This window comes from Aquirufa sp. ROCK-SH2 (genome assembly GCF_054558315.1).
In genome coordinates this window covers 1-23,634 of the sequence record NZ_JBPXKB010000006.1, presented here as the reverse complement: position 1 = coordinate 23,634, position 23,634 = coordinate 1, and the positions used below count along the sequence as shown (strand labels likewise).

The window sequence follows — 23,634 nt, the reverse complement described above, 5'->3', positions numbered from 1 at the left end:
ACTATTTCTTTTCCTCCATCAACTTTTCAATCGCCAATAATTCATCTCTGAATCTAGCAGCCAACGGGAAGTCGAGTTCCTTGGCGGCTTTTTCCATTTCTTTTTTGACGGCTTCTTTTTGTTTGTTCAGTTCAGCTTTTGACATATAAGCCAACAATGGATCTGCGGCAGCGATTTGTTCTTCTGGTTTTAATAAATAGTTTTTGGTAGGTTTAGCCATTCGATCTGCGATGGAAGTTTGTTCCATGATCTCATCATGACTACGTAAAATGGTTTTAGGAGTAATCCCATGCTCCTCATTATAGGCCATTTGCTTCGCCCTTCTGCGGTTGGTTTCAGAGATGGCTAATTCCATGGAACCTGTCATTTTATCTGCATACATCAAAACTTTTCCATTTTCATTCCTGGCTGCTCTACCAATGGTCTGAATCAATGATCGAATATCTCGTAAAAATCCTTCTTTGTCAGCATCCATGATGGCCACCAGCGATACCTCTGGCAAATCCAATCCCTCTCTCAATAAATTTACCCCGACCAACACATCAATAACTCCCAAACGAAGTTCACGCAGAATCTCTACTCGCTCCAAAGTTTTTATTTCAGAGTGAATGTAGCGGCATTTTATTCCCACACGATCTAAAAATTTAGAAAGTTCCTCGGCCATTCTTTTGGTCAAAGTGGTAATCAATACCCTTTCATTCTTTTTAATACGGTCATTTACTTCATCTAATAAATCGTCGATTTGATTTTTGGTCGGACGAACTTCAATTAGTGGGTCCAATAAGCCTGTTGGACGAATGATTTGTTCAACAACTACGCCTTCCGATTTTTTCAATTCATATTCAGAAGGAGTTGCTGAAACATAAATTGTTTGACCGATTAAATCTTCAAATTCTTGAAAGGTCAAAGGGCGGTTGTCCATGGCAGAAGGCAATCGGAACCCATATTCCACCAAAGATTCTTTTCTGGAACGATCGCCACCGTACATGGCTTTTATTTGGGGCATGGTTACGTGACTCTCATCCACGACCATCAGAAAATCTTCTGGGAAAAAGTCCAATAAACAGAATGGTCTTTGTCCGGGTTTTCGAGCATCAAAGTACCTCGAATAATTTTCAATCCCTGAGCAATAACCCAATTCCCGCATCATTTCTAAGTCGAATTCTGTTCTTTGTTTGATACGCTCAGCTTCCGTTAGTCGGCCTTCTTTCCCGAAATAAGAAATTTGATTCACCAAATCTGCTTGAATATCTGAAATGGCTCTTTGCATGGTCTCACGACCCGTTACGAATAAATTGGCAGGGAAAATGGCGACCATTTTTTCGGTAGAAATTTTCTTACCTGTCCATGGATCAATGCGATGAATTTCTTCAATTTCGTCGCCAAAGAAAATAATTCGATAACCAAAATCAGCATACGCTAAAAATATATCAACGGTATCACCTTTTACACGGAAAGTACCGCGCAAAAATTCGCCCTCGGTTCTTGCATACAAGATTTCTACCAAACGGAAGAGGAATTGATTTCTGGAAATAATTTCCCCAACGCCAATACGTAAAATGGAATTTCGGTATTCATCGGGATTACCCATACCATAAATACAAGAAACGGAGGCGATCACAATGATGTCGCGTCTGCCAGACATCAACGAAGAGGTTGTGGCTAAACGTAATTTCTCAATTTCTTGATTGATGGATAAATCTTTTTCAATGTAGGTACCTGTTGTTGCAATAAATGCTTCAGGTTGGTAATAATCGTAATAGGAGATGAAATATTCTACCGCATTTTCTGGGAAAAAATGCTTGAATTCTCCATATAACTGTGCGGCTAATGTTTTGTTATGACTCAATATCAAAGTCGGTCGATTGACTTCTTTGATGACATTGGCAATAGTAAATGTTTTTCCTGAACCTGTTACCCCCAAAAGTGTTTGGGAAGCCTCTTCTTTTTTCAAGCCTGCAACCAATTGTTTGATGGCTTCTGGCTGATCTCCAGTAGGTTGATAAGAAGAAACTAATTGAAAGTCCATGTGTGATTTTTAAAAAGCAAATTTAGTTTTAAGTTATTAGTTATTAGGTATTAGGTATTAGTTTTTTCAATTAAAATCTCTTTTAGCATAGACGCTAATACTTAAGTAATGCGAATTAAAGGTTAAAATTTCCTTTGTGAACTTAGTGGTTAAAAACTGGTGGTAACACAAAGGCAAAGTGTATTGTGTAATTGAACTACAAATTCAAATCATCGTACACACTCAGCACAGCTGAGCGCGTTTTCCTCTTTCTCTCTCCTCTCTTCTTTCTCTTCCTAAAATTTTATCAAATAACTGAACTTTTAAACGTGTAAATTGCAGGGGGTAAGGGGACGCATTACCCCTTAAAAAAAGAAAATTAGATTTACTATCTAGTTACTTATATTTCCAATCAATATTCTGATTTTCTTCAAGGATGAGGAAAGGTTTTAAGTTATTAGTTATTAGTTATTAGTTTTTTTATGCACTTAAAATGTGTTTTAACAAAGACTCTAATAACTAATAACTAAAAACTAATAACTAAATTTATTGTTCAATTAAATCACCCTTATGAAATACCCCAAATCAGCGGAAGCCTTCGATCGATTATTAGTCATCATGGACGATTTGCGTGAAAAATGTCCTTGGGATAAAAAACAGACAATGGATACTTTACGACATTTGACCATCGAAGAAACCTATGAATTGTCTGATGCCATATTAGAGGGCGATTTGAATGAAATCAAAAAAGAAATAGGGGATGTGTTTTTGCATTTAGTATTCTATAGTAAAATTGGTTCTGAGCAATCAGCCTTTGACGTAACTGATGTTTTGAATAGCATTTGCGAAAAGCTTATTTCTCGACACCCACATATTTATGGTGATGTTGTTGCAGAAACGGAAGAGCAAGTCAAGTCCAACTGGGAGGCATTGAAGTTGAAAGAGGGCAATAAATCGGTTTTATCTGGAGTCCCAGGTTCTTTACCTGCCTTAGTGAAGTCGATGAGAATTCAAGAAAAAGCCAGAGGAGCCGGATTCGATTGGGAAGAAAAGGAGCAGGTTTGGGAAAAGGTAGAAGAAGAATTAGGGGAATTTAAGGCGGAATTTGTAGGTAAAGACTTGGATGAAAATCAGAAAAGCAAAGCCGAAGGGGAATTAGGTGATTTGATTTTTAGCTTAGTGAATTTTGCCAGATTTATTGATATTAATCCAGAAACAGCATTGGAACGCACCAATCGCAAGTTTATTCAACGTTTCCAACATTTGGAAAAACGCGCCAAGGAAAATGGCAAAACCTTGTCGGATATGAGTTTAGCCGAAATGGATGTTTATTGGGAGGAAGCGAAGGAATTATGAGTTATGAATTATGAATTGTAAGTTATTCCCTATTTAAATTAAACCTCAATTCATAATTCATAATTCATAATTCATAACTCATAATTATCAAAGTTTCGCTTCTTCCAACTTAGGAACCAAGGTATAAATGATTAGCCAAGCTAACATATAAGCACTTCCGCAAAGCAAGAAGATGATGTTATATCCATCGTTTTTGTTGCCCAATAATTCGTATTTATCCAAGACAAAACCGACAATCATTGGGAAGAAAATTCCTCCTACAGATCCAGCCATTCCTCCGATACCAATCACAGAACTAACGGCTTTTTTCGGGAACATATCCGTTGCGATGGAGTAAATATTCGCAGACCAAGCTTGGTGAGCCGCTGCCGCCAATGAAATTAATCCAACAGCTTGCCAAATATTATCGCAATAACGGGCTAAAACAATGGGGATTACTGCAACCGCAAAGCTCAACATGGAATATTTTCTTGCTTTAAAAGAAGGCCAACCTTTGTTGATTAACCAACCTGATAAATATCCACCTCCAATACTACCAATCGTGGTAGCAGTATAAACGATAATCAATTCCAAACTTGGCTTTTTTAAATCCAATTCAAATCTTTCTTTGAAATAAGAAGGCAACCAGAATAGGAAAAACCACCAAATGGGATCCGTTAACATTTTGCCAAAGAAAAATGCCCATGTTTGTTTGAATCCAAATAATTTAGCCCATTTTACAGGTTCTTGATTTTCATCTTTTGCTTCCATGTCTGCATGGATGTAATCAAATTCCTCTTTACTTAATTCTTTGTGTTTAGATGGAACTTCATAATATAACCACCAGAAAATCAACCAAATAAATCCGATTGCTCCTGTCACAATAAAGGCCATTTCCCAGCCATAAACACCTAAAATCCAAGGTACTAAAATCGGTGCTGCAACAGCTCCAATGTTAGCTCCAGAATTAAAAATACCCGTTGCTAAGGCTCTTTCGTTTTTAGGAAACCATTCTGCTACGGTCTTTATCGCTGCGGGAAAATTTCCTGCTTCACCTAATCCCAATAATCCACGCATAAACGCAAAACTTAATGTTCCTGTTGCTAAAGCGTGCAACATCGCTGCGATGCTCCAAACAACAATTGAGATGGAATATCCTAGTTTGGTGCCAATTCGGTCAATGATGCCTCCAAATCCTAATAAGCTGATGGCATAGGCCGATTGGAAACAAATGACAATGAATGAATAGTCAGATTCTGTCCATTTGAAATCGTCTTCTAGTACGGGTTTCAAAAGTCCAATTACTTGTCTGTCCAAGTAGTTGATCGTTGTTGCGAAGAAGAGCAATGCGCAAATTCTCCAGCGATATTTTCCTATTTTTTCCATGGTTTAGAGTTTTTTTGAGAAATTATAATTCTCTGTAAGTTTGAATAAGTTGAGTGATGGTATTTGAAATGGATTGATAATTTTGTTCCTTGATCAAGCTAGGAGGGAATAATTGAGATCCCATACCCACAGCAGATGCTCCTGCGGAGAACCACGTAGATAAACTTTCTTTGTTGGGTTCTACTCCGCCCGTAACCATAATTTTGCTGTTCGGCATGGGTCCTTTTAAGGCCTTGACAAATGCAGGTCCTACTACATTTCCTGGGAAAATTTTAATATACTTCGCTCCTAAAACTTCCGCATTTCTGATTTCGGTCAAAGTCATAGTACCCGGCATCCAAGGGATATCGTGCTTTCCACAAATTTCGCCTACTTCTGGTGTTGTGAATGGCTGTAACATAAAATCGGCACCCATCTCAATAAATTGTGCAGCTTGTTTTGCATCGTAAATGGTACCAATTCCCAAAACGAGGTCTGGACATTCTACTTCTACGTATTCGATTAATTTGGCAAAAATTTGTGGGGCTTCTTGACCACGATTGGTGAATTCAAACACTCGAATGCCGCCATCATAACAAGCCTTTAGAACCTTTTTTGCAATGCCCAAATCGGGATTAAAAAACAAAGGAACGATGGGTGTTTCTTCAATTCTTTGGTAAACTACTGTGGATGAATTCCTTGCCATAATTATCTTTTTAATCGTCCTGTAATGTCGCCATTCATGACTGTTTCTATTTCATCTAAATTTGCTAAATTAATATCTCCTTCTATGGTATGCTTCAGAGCAGATGCTGCCACGGCGAATGCCAATGATTGCGCTTCGTCTTTTAAAACAATATTTCCATAAATATAACCCGCCATAAAAGCGTCTCCTCCTCCAATGCGGTCAACGATTTGACTAATTTCAACTGTGTCAGATTTAACATAGTTTTTCCCATCGAATGAAACGCCAGATAAGGTATTTTGGGAAGCTGAAATCTGACCTCTTTTGGTATTAATGATTTTTTTGATTTTGGGAAATCTAGCCATGATTTGTTTGCAAATGGATTCGAAATTGCTTTTCGATTTACCATCTGGCACAATTCCTAAAATATCTTCTGCATCTCCTTTTCCGCAAACGATGATATCACAACCCGCAATTAAATCGGGCATTACTTCTTGTACGGATTTACCATATTGCCATAAATTTTTTCGGTAATTGACATCTGCTGAAACCGTGATACCTAGTTTATTGGCCACTGCGATAGCCTCTTTAGTTGCTTGGGCAGCAGACGCTGAAATGGCAGGCGAAATACCTGTCCAGTGAAACCATTGAGCATCTTTTAAGATTTCTTCCCAATTAAATTCTTTCGGGTCTAAGCTCGAAAAAGAAGAGTTGGTTCTATCATAAACCACTTTGCTAGGACGCATGGCTGCCCCAAATTCGGTATAATACAAACCTAATCTTTCGCCACCATATTGTACATGCGACATATCTACGCCTACTTTTCGGAAGTATTCGGTAGCTGCCTTTCCCATTTCATGGTCTGGAAAGCGGGTAACGTGTGCAGCAGGTAATCCCAAATGAGCTAAACTTCCTGAAACATTGGCTTCTCCTCCTCCGAAGGTAAGATTAAGGGATTGAGCTTGGGTGATTCGGCCATAACCTGGAGGACTTAAACGACCCATGATTTCTCCGAAAGTAACTATTTTTTTCATTGATTAATCGAAATTAAAAAATTGAGCGGCATTGTTGTAGCTGATGTCTGAAACCAACTTGCCTAACCAAGCTGTATCAGCAGGAAGTTCTCCGTTTTCTACATCTTGGCCTAGTAAATTACATAAAATTCTTCTGAAATATTCATGTCTTGGGAAAGATAAGAAACTTCTTGAGTCGGTTAACATTCCAACAAAATGACTTAATAATCCCATGTTAGATAAGGCATTGATTTGCTTTTCCATGCCATCTTTTTGGTCTAAAAACCACCAGCCTGAACCGTATTGTATTTTTCCAACGATGGTTCCATCTTGGAAATTACCAATCATGGTTGCTAATAATTCATTGTCTCTTGGATTCAAATTGTATAAAATTGTCTTAGCCAATTGATTGGTTGAATCCAAGGTATTTAAGAATTTCGACAAAGGTTTCGCTTGTTCAAAATCGCCAATCGAGTCAAAACCTGTATCAGGACCTAAACTTGCCAAAAGACGGTTATTGTTATTTCTCAAAGCTCCCAAATGGAATTGTTGCGTCCAACCTCTGGAATGATCTAAATGGGCAAAATAAACCAACATAGCAGATTTAAACTGCCACTTTTCTTTTTTATTGATCGTTTTTCCCGCATGTAATCTTTCAAAAATATGTTCAATTTCTTCCTCCGTATAGTCCTCTGCGTAAATATGCTCTAGTCCATGATCGCTCAATCGACAACCCACTGAATGAAAGAAATCGTGACGATCTTTGATGGCTTTTTTGTAATCGGATAAATGGTTAATCGAGTATCCAACCACCTTACTCAATTGATTCATGTATTCGATGAACGCTAATTCATCATCCACTGCCATAGCTTTGTCCGGTCGGAAGGTAGGAAGTACTTTGATCGAAAAACCACTCGCAGCAATTTGTTGATGATAAGCTAAATTGTCGATTGGGTCATCTGTGGTACACAAAACCTTTACGTTCATTTTTAGCAATAAATTTCGAACGGAATATTCTTTTTTACGGAGTAATTCAGAACATTGGTCATAAATTCTTTTGCCCGATTCGTAATTGAGTAATTCAGTTACACCAAAATAGCGTTGTAATTCCAAATGCGTCCAATGATACAAAGGATTTCGCATGGTATAAGGAACGGTTTCTGCCCATTTAAGAAATTTCTCTTCATCGCTGGCATTTCCCGTAATGTATTTTTCATCCACTCCATGGGTTCGCATAGCGCGCCATTTGTAATGGTCGCCGTATAACCAAATTTGAGTGATATTATCAAATTGTTTGTCTTCCGCAATTTGTTGAGGAATCAAATGATTGTGATAATCAACAATCGGCATATTGGCAGAATATTGATGATACAATACTTTTGCCGTTTCCGATTGCAATAAAAAATCTTCGTTTAAAAATGGTTTCATATCTAATTATTTTAGGTATTAGTTATTAGATATTAGTTATCAGGTGTTAGTTATTAGTTGTTGGTTATCTAATAACTAATACTTAAAAACTAATAACTAAATCAAACGTATTTCCCCACTGCCTCTTCAAAACCTGGTAATTGGGTTAAATCACTACCCCATAATTTTTCATCTGCCAAAACAGCATGTAAATCGAAATTCTTCCAAGCTTCATAAAAATACCCAGCTAAATCGCACTGAATAGGATAAAATTCTCCATTGCATTCGCCGAAATATTGTCCATTTTCCTCTTTAACGGCATGCATAAATTGCAAATAGGCCGCAAAACCCATGCTGATCAATTCAGGTGCTTTGCCAAATTCCTTGTAATAATTCAATAGCAAAGGAATATTACGCATACGCATTTTGGTACTATACTGTACCGTAATATCAATCAATTTATGATTGATGAATGGATTTTTAAAACGATCCAACACCGATCTTCCGAAACGATCTGCCACTTTGAAATCCATTTTATACGGAATGGCAAAGGCCAATTCACTCAACATCAAATTCATGATTAGTTTACTGAAATAGGAGTTAGCCATCACATCTTTGACCAAACGGAAGCCCAATAAATAAGCCATTCCACACATTAATGTATGGGTTCCATTCAATAAGCGTAGTTTTAATTCACGGTAAATCTCAATATCTTCTTGAATGATAACTCCCGGATCAGCACTTGCGAAACTAAGTACTTTTCTTACCTTATCGTCACCTTGTATGGCCCAAAGTCGGTAAACTTCTGAAATAATCAACAAGGAATCTTGATATCCCAAATCTTGTTGTATCTTTTCTATGGTTTCCGCATCGGGTTTTCCAGGAACGATTCTATCTACCAAAGAATTGCAGAAACGATTCGCACTTGTTAACCAAGCAATAAATTGGCTATCTAATTGATGTTCTTCGGCCAATTGCATCAAAATGCCTTTCAAAACATCACCATTATTGATGATTAATTCTGTTGGAATAATGACCATTCCCGCGGATTCAGCTCCTTTGAAATGCTCGTAACGTGCATGAAGAAAGGCTAATAATTTGGCAGGGAAAGATTTAGGTGCTTGTCCAAAAAGGGTGTCATTGGCGAGGTATTGAATACCAACTTCCGTGGTGTTGGAAATGACAATTTGCATGTCGGGATTTTGTGCACATGCCAAAATTTGGTCCCATTCTGAATTGGCAACCAAGGTTCTAGAGATGGAAGAATTAACCAAATATTCTTCTACCTCTTTGCCTTCTTCTATGCCTTTTACACAATGTGTATATAAATTGTCTTGTTGCTCAAAAGCATTGGAATCTCCTTTGGAAGTCGATTTAACCAAAACAACACGACCTTTGAAAATTCCTTTTTGATTGGCTTTATCAATGAAGTAGTCGCACAGACCACGCAATAAAACCCCAGTACCAAATTGAAGTATTTTTTCTGGGTAATTTTTTATTTCAGGGTTCGGGCAAACAAGCTTTACCTGTGGATTGAATTGATTGTCTGATAAAGTTTGATTGCTCAATATTGGCATGGCCATAACACAAAAATTTTAAATGAATTATCTCTCTAAAGGCGTAAAACTTAATAATTTACCTGAAATTTTACAAAAACTTATCCTTTTGGAAGAAATAAAAAATTTAAAACGTTTACGCTTCGCCGATAGGCCCATTGTAGTTCATCGGAAAATTGAAACCTGAACCATCATTGTCTTTGGAAATAGGTCCAAAAGCCTCTTCGTATTTCGCAATATTTTCTTGCAAAGCCATCAACAAACGATTAGCGTGATCTGGCGTCATAACCACTCTCGATTTTACTTTTGCTTTAGGAATTCCAGGAAGTATACGGATAAAATCCAACACAAATTCTGAAGGTGAGTGGGCGATGAGTGCTAAATTTACATAAGCACCTTCAGCCATTTCTTCTGGTAATTCGATATTCAATTGATTTTCTTCTGGGTTATTTGACATGGTTATGGGGGGTTAATTATCTTGTTTTTTTGAATATTTTGTTAAGCTAGTAATCATTTAATCTAATCAAATTTACAATTTTATCTGTGATAGTAAATGTTTATTTTAGATAAAAAAAGCCCCCACATTTCTGTAGGGGCTTTTAATCTTAGAATTCGAAAGGATTAATTTTCAACACTTGATTTTCTAGTTACCACTTCTGAATCGTCCATAGAAGCATTTCTCGCTTCTAATTGCTTCAATTCATCTACTGGAGTCACCATGATATCTTTGTATTTACGTAATCCTGTTCCTGCTGGAATTAAGTGTCCAACAATTACGTTTTCTTTCAAACCATCTAAGGTATCTTGTTTCGCTCTGATCGATGCTTCAGAAAGTACTTTCGTAGTTTCTTGGAAAGATGCTGCTGAGATAAACGATTGAGTACCTAAAGAGGCTTGCGTGATACCTTGCAAGTTAGCAGATGATACCGCTGCTGCAGCATCACGTACTTTCATGATCTTCATATCTCTACGCTTCAATGATGAATTTTCATCACGTAAAGCACGAGCAGAAATAATCATACCTGCTTTGTATTTCTCTGAATCTCCTGCTTCAGTAATTACTTTCTTATCCAAAATTTGATCATTCTCCTCACGGAATGCGAAACGATCTACATTTTGACCTTGTAAGAATTGAGTATCACCTGGCTCAAGGATTTCAACTTTTTGCATCATTTGACGAACAATACATTCGATGTGCTTATCGTTGATTTTTACACCTTGAAGACGATATACGTCTTGGATTTCATTTACTAAATACTCTTGAACAGCTGTTGGTCCTTTGATAGCCAAGATGTCTGATGGAGTAATTGCTCCGTCTGATAATGGCGTACCTGCACGTACGAAGTCATTGTTTTGAACCAAGATAAATCTTGTCAATGGTACCAAGTAACGACGCTCAGCTCCTTCTTTTGGAGTTACAATGATCTCACGGTTACCACGTTTGATGATACCATAAGAAATAACACCGTCAATTTCAGAAACAACCGCTGGGTTAGATGGATTACGTGCCTCAAATAACTCAGTTACACGTGGAAGACCTCCCGTAATGTCACGAGTTTTACCCGCAGCACGTGGAATCTTCGCGATGATCTGACCCGCTTTGATTTTATCTCCTTCATCTACTGCCAAACGCGCACCTACTGGTACGTTGTACACTAGATCTTCTTTTCCTTTCGCTGTAATCAATACAGAAGGGTTTTTCGTTTTATCCTTCGATTCAATAATTACTTTTTCACGTAAGCCTGTTTGCTCATCCGCTTCTTCTTTGTAAGTATTGTTTTCTTCGATGGCTTCAAATGCTACTTTACCTTCAGCTTCTGATAAGATAACCGCATTGTATGGATCCCATGCACAAATTGTATCTCCTTTTTTGATTTTTTGACCATCCTTCACACTTAAGAATGATCCATAAGGGATATTGTTTGTCATGAAAACTTGGTTGTTCGCTGGATTGATGATTTGAACCTCTCCAGAACGTCCCATAACAATTTCAACTGCATTTCCTTCCGCATCAGTAGAGCTTACCGAACGTACCTCTTCAAATTTAACGATACCATCAAACTTAGATTTTACGCTAGCATCCAAAGAAACGTTTTGAGCAGTACCCCCCACGTGGAAAGTACGTAATGTCAACTGAGTTCCTGGCTCACCAATCGATTGAGAGGCAATTACACCTACCGCTTCACCTTGATTAACCATCGCTGCTGTTGCTAAGTTTCGTCCGTAACATTTCGCACAAACACCTTCTCTAGTTTCACAAGTTAATACAGAACGAATTTCAACTGATTCGATAGCTGTTTCATCAATACGATTTGCAATTTCTTCGTTGATTTCATCACCAGAAGCTACAATTAGCTCATTGGTAATTGGATCATATACATCATGGATAGAAACACGACCCAAGATACGCTCTGATAATGGCTCAATGATTTCCTCATTGTCTTTCAATGGGAATACATTAATACCACGTAAAGTACCACAATCTTCTTCATTCACGATTACGTCTTGTGCAACGTCATGTAAACGACGTGTTAAGTAACCAGCATCCGCCGTTTTAAGGGCAGTATCGGCCAAACCTTTACGCGCACCGTGTGTAGAAATAAAGTACTCTAATACGTCTAGACCTTCTTTAAAGTTAGATAAAATCGGATTTTCAATGATCTCACCCACAGAACCTTGTAAGTTCTTTTGTGGTTTCGCCATCAAACCTCTCATACCACCTAATTGACGAATTTGCTCACGAGAACCACGGGCTCCAGAGTGCATCATCATATAAATCGCATTGAAACCTTGGTTATCCTCTTCCATTTGCTTCATTAACGTCTCCGTAATCTTCGAGTTAACTTTAGTCCAAATGTCAATAACTGCATTGTAACGCTCGTTATCCGTGATTAAACCCATTAAATAGTTATCCCAAACCGCTTGAACATCTTCTTGCGCCTTGATAACCAATGAAGCTTTTTCAGCTGGAATCTGAACATCACCAATACCCATGGATAAACCACCATGGAAGGCTTGTTGGAAACCTAATTCTTTAATATCATCCAAGAATTGTGCTGTACGAGCCATACCACAAATTTTGTGAACTTGTGAGATGATTTGTTGCAATTTCTTCTTAGTCAACAATTCATTGATATATCCTACTTGTGTTGGAACACATAAGTTGAATAAAACACGTCCTGCAACAGTTTCTACCATTTCATCTACCAATGATCCGTCATCTTTACGAACCTTTGCTTTCACAACGATATTAGCATGTTTCGATAATTTCTTCTCGTTCAAGGCGATAACAACCTCCTCAAATCCGTAGAAACGGTTTCCTTCTCCTGCTACTTTATGTGTTTCAGTCGATTTTCTACCTTTGGTTACATAATAAAGTCCCAAAACCATGTCTTGTGATGGTACCGTGATAGGCGCTCCATTGGCAGGGTTAAGGATATTATGAGATGCCAACATCAATAAAGAGGCTTCCAAAACAGCTTCATGTCCTAGTGGAACGTGAACAGCCATCTGGTCACCGTCAAAGTCGGCGTTGAATGCAGTACAAGTTAATGGGTGTAATTGGATTGCTTTTCCTTCAATTAATTTTGGTTGGAAAGCTTGGATACCCAAACGGTGCAAAGTAGGAGCACGGTTTAAAAGAACCGGGTGTCCTTTCATTACATTTTCCAAAATATCCCAAACAACTGGATCCTTACGATCAACAATTTTCTTCGCAGATTTTACTGTTTTTACAATTCCACGCTCAATCAACTTACGGATAACAAACGGTTTGAATAATTCAGCCGCCATATCTTTCGGTAAACCACACTCATGCATTTTCAATTCAGGACCTACCACAATAACCGAACGACCAGAGTAGTCAACACGCTTACCCAATAAGTTCTGACGGAAACGACCTTGCTTACCTTTCAACATATCAGAAAGAGATTTCAAAGCACGGTTTCCTTCTGAACGTACAGCATTTACTTTACGTGAGTTGTCGAACAATGAGTCAACAGCCTCTTGTAACATACGTTTCTCATTACGTAAAATTACCTCTGGAGCTTTGATTTCGATCAAACGCTTCAAACGGTTATTACGGATGATAACACGACGATATAAATCGTTCAAGTCAGATGTAGCAAAACGGCCACCATCTAAAGGTACTAATGGACGCAATTCTGGTGGAATAACAGGTACCATTTTGATGATCATCCACTCAGGACGGTTATCAATACGGCCAATTGATTCACGGAAAGCTTCAACCACTTTCAAACGCTTCAATGCTTCTGCTTTACGTTGTTGTGAAGATTCAGTATCTGCCGAATGACGTAAGTCAGCCGATAAAATATCTAAATCGATACGAGTTAACAACATATTCAAAGCATCCGCACCCATCTTAGCGATGAATTTGTTTGGATCTTCATCTGGTAAATGTTGATTCTCACGAGGTAATTTATCTAAGATGTCTAAATACTCGTCTTCTGTTAAGAAATCCAAGTATTGACTACCGATTTTACCTTCGCTCGCATACATACCAGCTTGAACTACTACGTATCTTTCGTAATAGATGATTTGATCCAATTTTTTGGTTGATAGCCCAAGCATATAACCGATTTTATTCGGTAAGCTACGGAAGTACCAAATGTGTGCTACAGGAACCACTAATTCAATATGGCCCATACGCTCACGACGTACTTTCTTTTCAGTAACCTCTACACCGCAACGGTCGCAGATGATACCTTTATAACGGATTCTTTTGTATTTTCCACAGTGACATTCCCAGTCCTTGGTTGGACCGAAAATTCGCTCGCAGAATAAACCGCCCATTTCGGGTTTGTAGGTTCTATAATTGATGGTTTCAGGTTGTGTTACCTCTCCATTTGAACCTTCTAAGATCGACTCAGGTGATGCCAATGAGATGGTCACTTTCTGGAAGTCGCTATTCAGTTTTCTAGTCTTTTTAAATGACATTTTCTTGTATATTTTTTTGGAAAATGATTGCCTTTTTTAAAGGCTGTTGCCAGCCTTATTTATTACTCTAAAGTGATTTCTAATGCTAAACCTCTTAATTCATGAATCAATACGTTGAATGATTCTGGAATATTTGGTTTCGGCATATTTTCACCTTTTACGATTGCCTCATAAGCTTTGGCACGGCCTATTACGTCATCCGACTTCACAGTTAAAATCTCTTGTAAGATATTAGCTGCACCGAATGCCTCAAGAGCCCAAACCTCCATCTCACCAAAACGCTGACCTCCAAATTGAGCTTTACCTCCCAATGGTTGTTGCGTAATCAATGAGTATGGTCCAATCGAACGAGCGTGCATCTTATCATCAACCAAGTGACCTAATTTCAACATGTAAATGATACCAACCGTTACAGGTTGGTCAAACATATCTCCAGTTAATCCATTGTATAAATAAGTACGGCCCCAATCCGGTAAACCAGCTAAAGTTAACTCAGCAGCTACTTCTGCTTCAGTTCCACCGTCAAAGATAGGTGTCGCATAACGCTTGCCTAATTTTTGTCCAGCCCAACCTAATACAGTTTCATAAATCTGACCTAAGTTCATACGAGAAGGTACCCCAAGTGGATTCAATACGATATCTACTGGTGTTCCATCTTCCAAGAATGGCATATCTTCCTCACGAACGATACGTGCTACAACCCCTTTATTACCGTGACGACCCGCCATCTTATCACCTACTTTCAACTTACGTTTCTTTGCGATATAAACTTTAGCCAATTTCACGATACCTGCTGGTAATTCATCTCCAACCTCTAAAACAAAACGCTCACGCTTGAATCGACCAGCGATTTCATTACGACGAACATTGTAATTTTTGATCAATTGTAAGAATGTTCGGTTTAAATCTGCATCTGTAGTCGCTTCTTCCACGATCAAATCAGAAAGTAAATTTGCTTCCTCTTGAACCGCATAAGTGCTTTCATCACGATACAAGTTTTTGTCTGGGAACAATAACTCTTCAATGTTTTTCGCAGAGAACTTAACTCCTTTTTCTACGATAACCGTTCCAAATTTGTGCTTAATTCCGTTCGAAGTTTTACCATTTAAAAGAGTAACCGTTTTCTCAATCATGATACGACGAATCTCTAATAAATCCTTGCTGTATTGCTTCATTAATTTCTTCAATTCAGCCTTCGACTTCTCTCTTTCTTCTTTATCCTTTTTAGGACGAGAGAATAATTTAGTATCAATTACTACACCCTTCAATGATGGAGGTGCTTTTTTAGAAGCATCTTTAACATCACCTGCTTTGTCTCCAAAGATGGCACGTAATAATTTCTCTTCTGGTGTTGGATCTGATTCTCCTTTTGGAGTAATCTTACCAATTAAAATATCGCCTTCTTTCACTTCAGAACCTACACGAACAACACCGTTCTCGTCTAAGTTACGAACCGTCTCTTCTGATACGTTCGGGATTTCAGAAGTCAATTCTTCTTCACCACGTTTTGTATCACGAACTTCTAATTCAAATTCTTCAATGTGAATCGATGTAAAGATGTCATCACGAACAACTTTCTCAGAGATTACAATCGCATCCTCAAAGTTGTAACCTTGCCATGGCATGAACGCCACTTTCATGTTACGTCCTAAAGCTAATTCTCCAGCTTCCGTTGCGTATCCTTGACACAATGCTTGTCCTTTAGTAACTCTTTCGCCTTTGAAAACGATAGGTTTTAAGTTGATTGTTGTATCTTGGTTCGTTCTACGGAACTTGATTAATTTGTAAGTCTTTGTAGATCCATCAAAACTGATTGCTTTTTCTTCTGCTGTTTGATCGTAATTAACAACAATTTGTAAAGCATCTACATATTCTACCACTCCATCTCCTTCAGCTACGACCAAAGTTCTTGAATCGATTGCCACACGATGCTCTAAACCAGTTCCTACAATTGGAGCTTCTGGTCTCAATAATGGCACCGCTTGACGTTGCATGTTCGATCCCATCAAGGCACGGTTCGCATCATCATGCTCCAAGAAAGGAATCAATGAAGCCGCAACCGATACAATCTGGTTAGGAGCAACGTCCATATATTGTGCTTCTGATGGATTTACCAATGGGAAATCGCCTTCAAAACGTGCTTTTACACGGTCAGATAAGAATTTACCACTTGCTTTATCAATCGGAGCATTCGCCTGAACAATGTTCTTGCCGTCTTCTTCTTCAGCTGTTAAATATTGAACATTGCTAGTAGTATCTACTTTACCTTCTTCAATTACTCGATAAGGTGTTTCAATAAAGCCCATTGAATTCACTTTTGCATGAACACAAAGAGATGAAATCAAACCAATGTTTGGTCCCTCTGGAGTTTCAATCGTACAAAGACGACCATAGTGCGTATAGTGAACGTCACGTACCTCAAAACCTGCTCTTTCACGAGATAAACCACCTGGTCCAAGGGCAGACATACGACGCTTGTGCGTAATCTCAGCCAATGGATTCGTTTGATCCATGAATTGTGATAATTGATTCGTTCCAAAGAATGAATTAATAACCGACGATAAAGTACGGGCATTGATCAAATCAACTGGCTTGAAATCTTCGTTATCACGAACGTTCATACGCTCTTTGATAGTACGAGCCATACGAGCTAAACCTACACCAAATTGAGCATATAATTGCTCACCCACCGTACGAACACGACGATTAGAAAGGTGGTCAATATCATCTACAACCGCACGTGAATTGATCAAACCGATCAAATACTTCACAATCGAAATAATATCTTCTTTGGTTAAAACCTTCACATCCATAGCGATGTCATGGCCTAATTTTTTGTTGATTCTGTAACGACCAACTTCTCCTAAATCATAACGCTTATCTGAGAAGAATAAGTTTTGAATGATGTCACGAGCTGTTTGCTCATCTGGAGCATCTGTGTTACGTAATTGCTTATAAATAACTTCTACCGCCTCTTTTTCCGAGTTAGAAGTATCTTTTTGTAATGTATTGTAAATGATGTTGTAATCAGAAACGTTCACATCATCCTTGTGCAAAATAACTGTCGACATTCCTGAATCTAAAATCGTTTCGATTTCATTTTCAGTAATAACGGTATCACGCTCAATTAAAATTTCGTTACGATCGATAGAAACTACCTCACCTGTATCTTCATCTACGAAGTCTTCTTGCCAAGTTTTTAACACCCTTGCAGCCAAACGACGACCAATGATGGTTTGAACAGATTTCTTATCAATAGCAAATTCCTCAGCTAAACCGAATAAATCTAAAATGTCCTTGTCATTTCCGTAACCAATTGCACGTAACAATACAGTTACTGGGAATTTCTTTTTACGGTCAATGTAAGCATACATGACATTGTTTACGTCCGTAGCAAATTCAATCCAAGATCCCTTGAATGGAATGATACGCGCTGAATACAATTTAGTTCCGTTTGTATGTTTCGATTGAGCAAAGAAAACCCCTGGAGAACGGTGTAATTGAGATACAATCACACGCTCTGCACCATTGATAACGAAAGAACCTCTTTCTGTCATGTAAGGAATGTTTCCTAAGAAAACCTCCTGCTCAATAGTTTGGAAATCTTCGTTGTCTGTATCGTTACAGATCAAACGCAACTTGGCTTTTAAAGGTACTGAATACGTCAATCCTCTGTCGATACACTCATCTACCGAATATTTCGGCGGATCTACTGAATAATCAACAAATGAAAGCACGAAATTTTCTCTCGAATCTGCGATCGGAAAGTTTTCAGCAAACACTTTAAATAAACCTTCGTCCGTACGGTTTTCAGCAGCTGTCTCAAGCTGGAAAAAATCCTGGAAGGATTGGACTTGGATATCCAGAAAATCTGGATAATTGATCACACTCTGCGTTTTCGCAAAGCTGTGTCTTCCGGTGGCTGTGATGTTACTCAAGGCTTTTTTACGTTTTAATTAATGTGAAAAATGACCCAAATGGGCAAAAATCCTCAACTTCTCAGTTGAGTCAATTAAGCTGAATGCCTCGTAGATATTCAGAAATGAGTTCCCTTTGCATTTTCCCTACGATAAAGAAAAGGTGTTTCAGAATCATTTCTTGGATTTACTCAAAGAGTTCAATCCTAAAATAGCCTGCAAAATTACTGATAATTTTTGGATGTGCAATAGAATTTTGAAAATTTATCATTAACTAGTGGAAGAGAGGAAAGAGAAGAGAGAAAAGAGAATCCTATTACCTATTACCTCTTACCTTTTACCTCTTACCTTTTACCTCTTACCTTTTACCTAACCCCATGCGCTCCAAACTCCACTACTACCTCCGATTCATTTTTGGATTAACTCGTGCTGAAATTCAAGGATTTACTTTTCTACTGATACTCATCCTTGCTTATTTTGGTCTCAACGAATATCAAAACTATTTATATCAAAAAGAATTAGACCTAAATTTTCATCCAACCTACTACCAAACTAAACTTGATTCCCTGTTGATTAAACAACATAATAATAAGAACTATTTTGCTTCAAAATGGAATCCTTATACATATATTAATAGAAACAGAGAAAAACATAGTTTTTTTACCTTCCCCAAAGAAATAAAAAAATCTTTCAAGTCAATGCATCGAATGCTAGACATCAATGCTGCCGACTCACTCGAGTGGATTGCCCTGCCAGGTATCGGGCCAGCTTTTGCTAAACGAATTTTGGCTTATCGAGAAAAACTAGGAGGTTTTTATTCCGTAAACCAATTGAAAGAAGTCTATGGTCTGGATTCTAATTTGGTCAATAGTCAATTGAAATACTTCCAAATTGGACAAGGCATTTATCGGAAATTATCCATTCAAAAAACCGAATGGAAAGATTTCAGACATCCCTATTTGCCTTATGCTCAAGCTAAAATTTTTCTAGCTTACCGGCATCAACATCCTGAAATTGCTACTTTTCAGGAATTAGACAAAATTCAATTACTTGATAAAAGCGTATGGAATAAACTAAGGCCTTATTTGGATTAGGCTAAAATGCAGAGAATTAATTACATTTGTCACAAATTTACACTTCATTCTTAATATATAATGTCAACTGGATTTTATCAAGTGCCAACTCCCCAGAATGAGCCTATTTACGCTTATTCGGCTGATTCTAAAGAAAAGAACCAACTATTGCAAACCATAGCATCTTTGAGATCTCAACAAATTGAGGTGGATATGAAGATCAATGGAAAATTCGTTCGAGGCAATCGAAAAGTAGCGATGACTTGCCCCCATGATCATCAACACATTTTGGGGTACTATTATGAAGGTGGACAAAAGGACGTTTCAAATGCTATTAGTGCAGCATTAGAAGCTAAAAGTGCTTGGGCAGCCTTAACTTGGCAAGAACGTTGTTCCATCTTTTTAAAAGCTGCGGACTTGTCGGCCAACAAATACAGAATGCAATTGAATGCCCGCACCATGTTGGCACAATCGAAAAATGCCTATCAGGCAGAAATTGATGCCGCTTGTGAATGGGTCGATTTTCTTCGTTTCAATGTGCATTATGCAACGCAGATTTATGCAGATCAACCTATTTCTTCTCCTGGAGTTTGGAATCGATTGGAATATCGTCCTTTAGAGGGATTTGTTTATGCCTTAACTCCTTTTAATTTTACGGCCATTGCAGGAAATTTACCTGCTGCTCCGGCTTTGATGGGAAATACCGTGGTTTGGAAGCCAGCACCTCAACAAATCTATTCAGCAGCCTTGTTGATGCAAATTTTAGAGGAGGCAGGATTGCCAGCAGGAGTAATCAATTTAGTTTTTGCAGATGGACCCGAAGCGGGAGAAATTGTCTTTAATCACAGAGATTTTGCTGGAATACATTTTACAGGTTCTACCAAAGTTTTTCAAACCATTTGGCAAAACATTGGAAACAATATTTCCAATTATAAATCATATCCTCGGATTGTCGGTGAAACTGGAGGAAAAGACTTTGTCATTGCTCATCCTTCAGCGGATGCAAAAGCTTTATCTGTTGCATTAATTCGGGGAGCTTTTGAATACCAAGGGCAAAAATGTTCTGCAGCTTCCAGAGCATATATTCCAAAATCACTTTGGGCACAAACAAAGGAATACTTAAAAGCAGATTTGGCTACAATTAAAGTGGGCGGTACAGAGGATTTTGGAAATTTTGTCAATGCCGTCATTGATGAAAAAGCCTTCGATAAAATAAGCACTTATATAAACGAAGCAAAAAATTCTTCTGAGGTAGAAGTAGTTTCAGGCGGAGGATGCGATAAATCAAAAGGCTATTTTATTGAACCGACGGTTTTATTGACGACAAACCCGCATTACCGAACCATGGAGGAAGAAATCTTCGGGCCAGTATTAACAATCTATGTATACGAAGACTCGAAATGGACAGAAACCTTGGAGTTAGTGAACTCAACTTCTGCTTATGCCTTGACGGGTGCTATTTTTGCACAAGACGCTTATGCGATGGCGGAGGCAACCAAGGCCTTGGAACATGCCGCTGGTAATTTGTATTTAAATGACAAATGTACAGGTGCCGTTGTTGGACAGCAACCCTTTGGGGGAGCGAGGGCTTCTGGCACAAATGATAAAGCAGGATCTTATCTAAATTTATTGCGCTGGGTTTCTCCAAGAACAGTGAAAGAAGTATTTTCTTCTCCAAGCGATTACCGCTATCCCTTTTTAGGCTAATTAGGTTAAAAATGCTAACTGAGGTATATAAAGAACAGTGACTGGGGTGTATAAATATCGGTGATTATTTAATGTAAAAACGGTGACTGAGGCTCTCGAAGTCACCGTTCTTATTTTTGTTTCTTCCTCAGAAAAAAATGGAGTCCAACTGTATTTATGATACAAAATATCATGCATACATATTCCCAATGAATGCTTTTAAGATAAATATAGGTAAAAAAGGCAATCAAAAAATAAATGCTAGATGCCAAACGACCAACTTCAATAAACTCGTATTTTTCTAATATACGTTTTTTAAGGAAAACTAAAGGACCATACACAAGAATCATGATTGCGAATCCTATCCAACTGTTGTCTGAACTTGTGGAGGCAATTTGAAAGCTTAACATTAACGGGAATAAGTGATAGCTGTAAGAAAGAGTGAAATAGGGGATTTCCATGTTAGTAGTTATTGTCGTCTTTTTTGTATTGAGTTATTAGCATGTACAATGCTATGATACTTCCGATGACAGGAATTAGCCAAACTATGAGAATCAATAATAATTTATCCGTAGTAGGTATCTCTTTCTTTAAGACTAGTAAAATGGTGATGACCGCAGCAAATAGGGTGCATAAGAATAATATAATTCCCAAAAAAGCAAAAGCAGGTGCTATAATGTCCATAGTTAAACATTTTTATTTTTTGAATAATAGGTTAAATCTTGCAAAAGATCCATCGTTATCAACTTTTGATATGGAAGTTTGAATAAATCTCATTCGAAAAAATTTCGTTTTTACATGTGAGATGAGTGGGATAGTCTTTTTTAATTAGTCATTAAAAACTATGGTGGTGATTTTTAGAGAAGTTTTCCCAGTGCCTAATGGGACATAACTCAAGCCAATTTCATTTTCCAAATATTTTTTTAGTTGATCAGAACGGATGTCAACTATTTTGAATGTGTAGCGATTTTTGTCTTTTTCATCACCCACAAAATATCCAATTTTTTTAAATGATTTATTAAGTTCGTCAGCAATTTGTGAAAGAGTACAGTTTTTAGTGATTAATGTTCCAGGTAGGTTAGTGATGGACGAATTATTGTTTGTTTTAGGCTTTCCTGAACCCATTTTTATATTCGTCAAATGATTTCTTTGTTTAACAGAATCTACAACAACGAGTTGAAAGTTTTTTTCAGGACCAACTTCCTTCTCAATTATTTTAAAATTCATCGCTTTTGCGAGTTTTGGCAAAAATGTGTTTTTAATAGTTTTTACATTTAACTCATAATTCTCAAATTTTGCAATTGGAGATTCTTTCAAAGACAGTTTTTTTTGGAAATCTTCATATTTTGCAGAAATAAGTAAATCGCCTTTGTCAGAGTCTTGAAATTTTATCAAAGATTTATCCTTGTTAAGTAATACAGGCAAGCAATCTTTCAATGGTATATTTTCTAAAACTATATCAATGTCACTAAATCCTATTTTCGAATGCCTAATGAAAGAATTATTATCAGATACCTCAATATGAAGTTGGTAATCAGAACCTTTGTAATTAACAAGTTCTTCAGACCCCAATTGGCATCCGGTTAAAGCAATAGAAAGAGACGTTATAATTAATCCAGTTCTAAGTGTAAGGTAATTTTTCATGGTTATGATATTTTGGTGAGTATTGTAAAACAAATAGTTAGGTGCTTGGAGTTAAAGGTTCGTTGATATTTTCAGCATCATACTCACTCGGTTAGCATATTTTTCTTGGTGCATTTGGTAGATAGGAAATTCTCTCCATTTTGTTCCATCCATTATAAAAGTCGGCTTCTTGTCCGTATAAACGCCTAATCCAATTAAATTATCTTGATGATGCCAATCGACCGCCCGTTTTTTGAATCGGAAGGCAATTATGATGCCATTTTCAGGAACGACAAGTTGAGTAGGTAATGTAAATTCATTCCAACCCTTTTTACTTAGAGTGCATTCAAAGGGAGTTGGATTTAATTTTTTATCTGGGAGTTTATCAGCGCCAAGGGAATAAAAATTGATTTCTACGACATTGTCAAGTTCCTTTTTTTGGGTAGTAAAGATGGAAATAGTCTTCGCTTCTTTCTTAAATAAAGCAGGATTATTCATTAAGACCCCATACCAATTAACAATGGGTCCTTTAATTACACTCATTTTTTTTGGTGTCTCAGAAGTTAATGTTTGAGATGGTCCACTGAGAATGATGACCTCCTTTAAGAGGATTGAACTAGAGTCTGAATGTATATATTTTGGAAAGTTTGAATTTCCTGTTGAAGGAAGAAATAAAAATAAACTGAGCGTTGCGCAAAAAATGAGGGGAGCAAGAGAATGATTTTTCATAGTGATTAGGTTTTGTTTTTCAAATGTATCAAAAGGTTTATTAATTCCAAAGCATCAAACCATTAAAATTGGAAGGTTTAATTTTTTGTTAAAATCTAGGCGTCTTTGTGTTAAAATTAAATTATTGTAAAAATTAGAAAAAAAATATTCAACAATTCTGCTTGATTTTCAATGAATTAGGGCTTGATGTTAAAAAAAGATTAAGTTATAGTTTGGTATTTAAAAAATAAACCTACATCTTTGCACTCCCAATCGCTAACAAAAGGTTGTTAGCACGAAGC

General features: G+C 37.5%; 15 protein-coding genes. 3 read left to right on the top strand and 12 right to left on the bottom strand.

Going from position 1 to position 23,634, the window contains the following annotated elements:
* Position 1 precedes the first annotated feature (1 nt).
* On the bottom strand, positions 2-2,029 hold the full coding sequence (uvrB, locus tag V7S79_RS11655; protein ID WP_459490769.1) for an excinuclease ABC subunit UvrB: 2,028 nt from the start codon (positions 2,027-2,029) through the stop codon (positions 2-4).
* Positions 2,030-2,578: 549 nt separating this feature from the next.
* Here uvrB and mazG point away from each other — a divergent pair.
* Positions 2,579-3,364 (top strand): nucleoside triphosphate pyrophosphohydrolase, encoded by a 786-nt coding sequence (mazG, locus tag V7S79_RS11650; RefSeq protein ID WP_459490768.1) that lies wholly within the window; start codon positions 2,579-2,581, stop codon positions 3,362-3,364.
* Between the two features lie 87 nt (positions 3,365-3,451).
* On the opposite strand, the gene V7S79_RS11645 is transcribed toward mazG, so the two are convergent.
* From V7S79_RS11645 to rpoB, 8 genes are all read right to left on the bottom strand, one after another.
* Positions 3,452-4,729: an MFS transporter gene (locus V7S79_RS11645; protein ID WP_459490767.1), complete on the bottom strand. Its 1,278-nt coding sequence runs from the start codon at positions 4,727-4,729 to the stop codon at positions 3,452-3,454.
* 22 nt (positions 4,730-4,751) lie between these two features.
* Entirely contained in the window at positions 4,752-5,414 is a 663-nt protein-coding gene (locus tag V7S79_RS11640) for a bifunctional 4-hydroxy-2-oxoglutarate aldolase/2-dehydro-3-deoxy-phosphogluconate aldolase (protein WP_459490766.1), read from the bottom strand.
* A gap of 2 nt (positions 5,415-5,416) precedes the next feature.
* Positions 5,417-6,427, bottom strand: coding sequence for a PfkB family carbohydrate kinase (locus V7S79_RS11635; RefSeq protein WP_459490765.1), 1,011 nt, complete (start codon positions 6,425-6,427; stop codon positions 5,417-5,419).
* A gap of 3 nt (positions 6,428-6,430) precedes the next feature.
* Positions 6,431-7,834, bottom strand: coding sequence for a glucuronate isomerase (gene uxaC / locus V7S79_RS11630; protein WP_459490764.1), 1,404 nt, complete (start codon positions 7,832-7,834; stop codon positions 6,431-6,433).
* 101 nt (positions 7,835-7,935) lie between these two features.
* Complete coding sequence (locus tag V7S79_RS11625; RefSeq protein WP_459490763.1) at positions 7,936-9,396, bottom strand: tagaturonate reductase; 1,461 nt, start codon at positions 9,394-9,396, stop codon at positions 7,936-7,938.
* A gap of 109 nt (positions 9,397-9,505) precedes the next feature.
* Complete coding sequence (locus V7S79_RS11620; protein ID WP_459490762.1) at positions 9,506-9,826, bottom strand: DUF3467 domain-containing protein; 321 nt, start codon at positions 9,824-9,826, stop codon at positions 9,506-9,508.
* Positions 9,827-9,990: 164 nt separating this feature from the next.
* Positions 9,991-14,325 (bottom strand): DNA-directed RNA polymerase subunit beta', encoded by a 4,335-nt coding sequence (rpoC, locus tag V7S79_RS11615; protein WP_459490761.1) that lies wholly within the window; start codon positions 14,323-14,325, stop codon positions 9,991-9,993.
* 62 nt (positions 14,326-14,387) lie between these two features.
* The gene (rpoB, locus tag V7S79_RS11610; protein ID WP_459490760.1) at positions 14,388-18,263 is read right to left on the bottom strand and encodes a DNA-directed RNA polymerase subunit beta; all 3,876 of its coding nucleotides are present in this window, start codon (positions 18,261-18,263) and stop codon (positions 14,388-14,390) included.
* Positions 18,264-18,619: 356 nt separating this feature from the next.
* On the opposite strand from rpoB, the gene V7S79_RS11605 reads away from it, so the two are divergent.
* On the top strand, positions 18,620-19,336 hold the full coding sequence (locus tag V7S79_RS11605; protein WP_459490759.1) for a helix-hairpin-helix domain-containing protein: 717 nt from the start codon (positions 18,620-18,622) through the stop codon (positions 19,334-19,336).
* Positions 19,337-19,396: 60 nt separating this feature from the next.
* Positions 19,397-21,022 (top strand): L-glutamate gamma-semialdehyde dehydrogenase, encoded by a 1,626-nt coding sequence (gene pruA / locus V7S79_RS11600; RefSeq protein ID WP_459490758.1) that lies wholly within the window; start codon positions 19,397-19,399, stop codon positions 21,020-21,022.
* 441 nt (positions 21,023-21,463) lie between these two features.
* Here pruA and V7S79_RS11595 read toward each other — a convergent pair whose 3' ends face one another.
* The 3 genes from V7S79_RS11595 to V7S79_RS11585 all read right to left on the bottom strand — a co-directional run bounded on the left by V7S79_RS11595 (position 21,464) and on the right by V7S79_RS11585 (position 23,167).
* Complete coding sequence (locus tag V7S79_RS11595; RefSeq protein WP_459490757.1) at positions 21,464-21,685, bottom strand: hypothetical protein; 222 nt, start codon at positions 21,683-21,685, stop codon at positions 21,464-21,466.
* A gap of 144 nt (positions 21,686-21,829) precedes the next feature.
* Positions 21,830-22,645 carry a hypothetical protein gene (locus V7S79_RS11590; protein WP_459490756.1) on the bottom strand — a complete coding sequence of 272 codons (816 nt, stop codon included), beginning with the start codon at positions 22,643-22,645 and terminating at the stop codon, positions 21,830-21,832.
* A gap of 51 nt (positions 22,646-22,696) precedes the next feature.
* Positions 22,697-23,167: a hypothetical protein gene (locus V7S79_RS11585; RefSeq protein ID WP_459490755.1), complete on the bottom strand. Its 471-nt coding sequence runs from the start codon at positions 23,165-23,167 to the stop codon at positions 22,697-22,699.
* Positions 23,168-23,634: the final 467 nt, after the last annotated feature.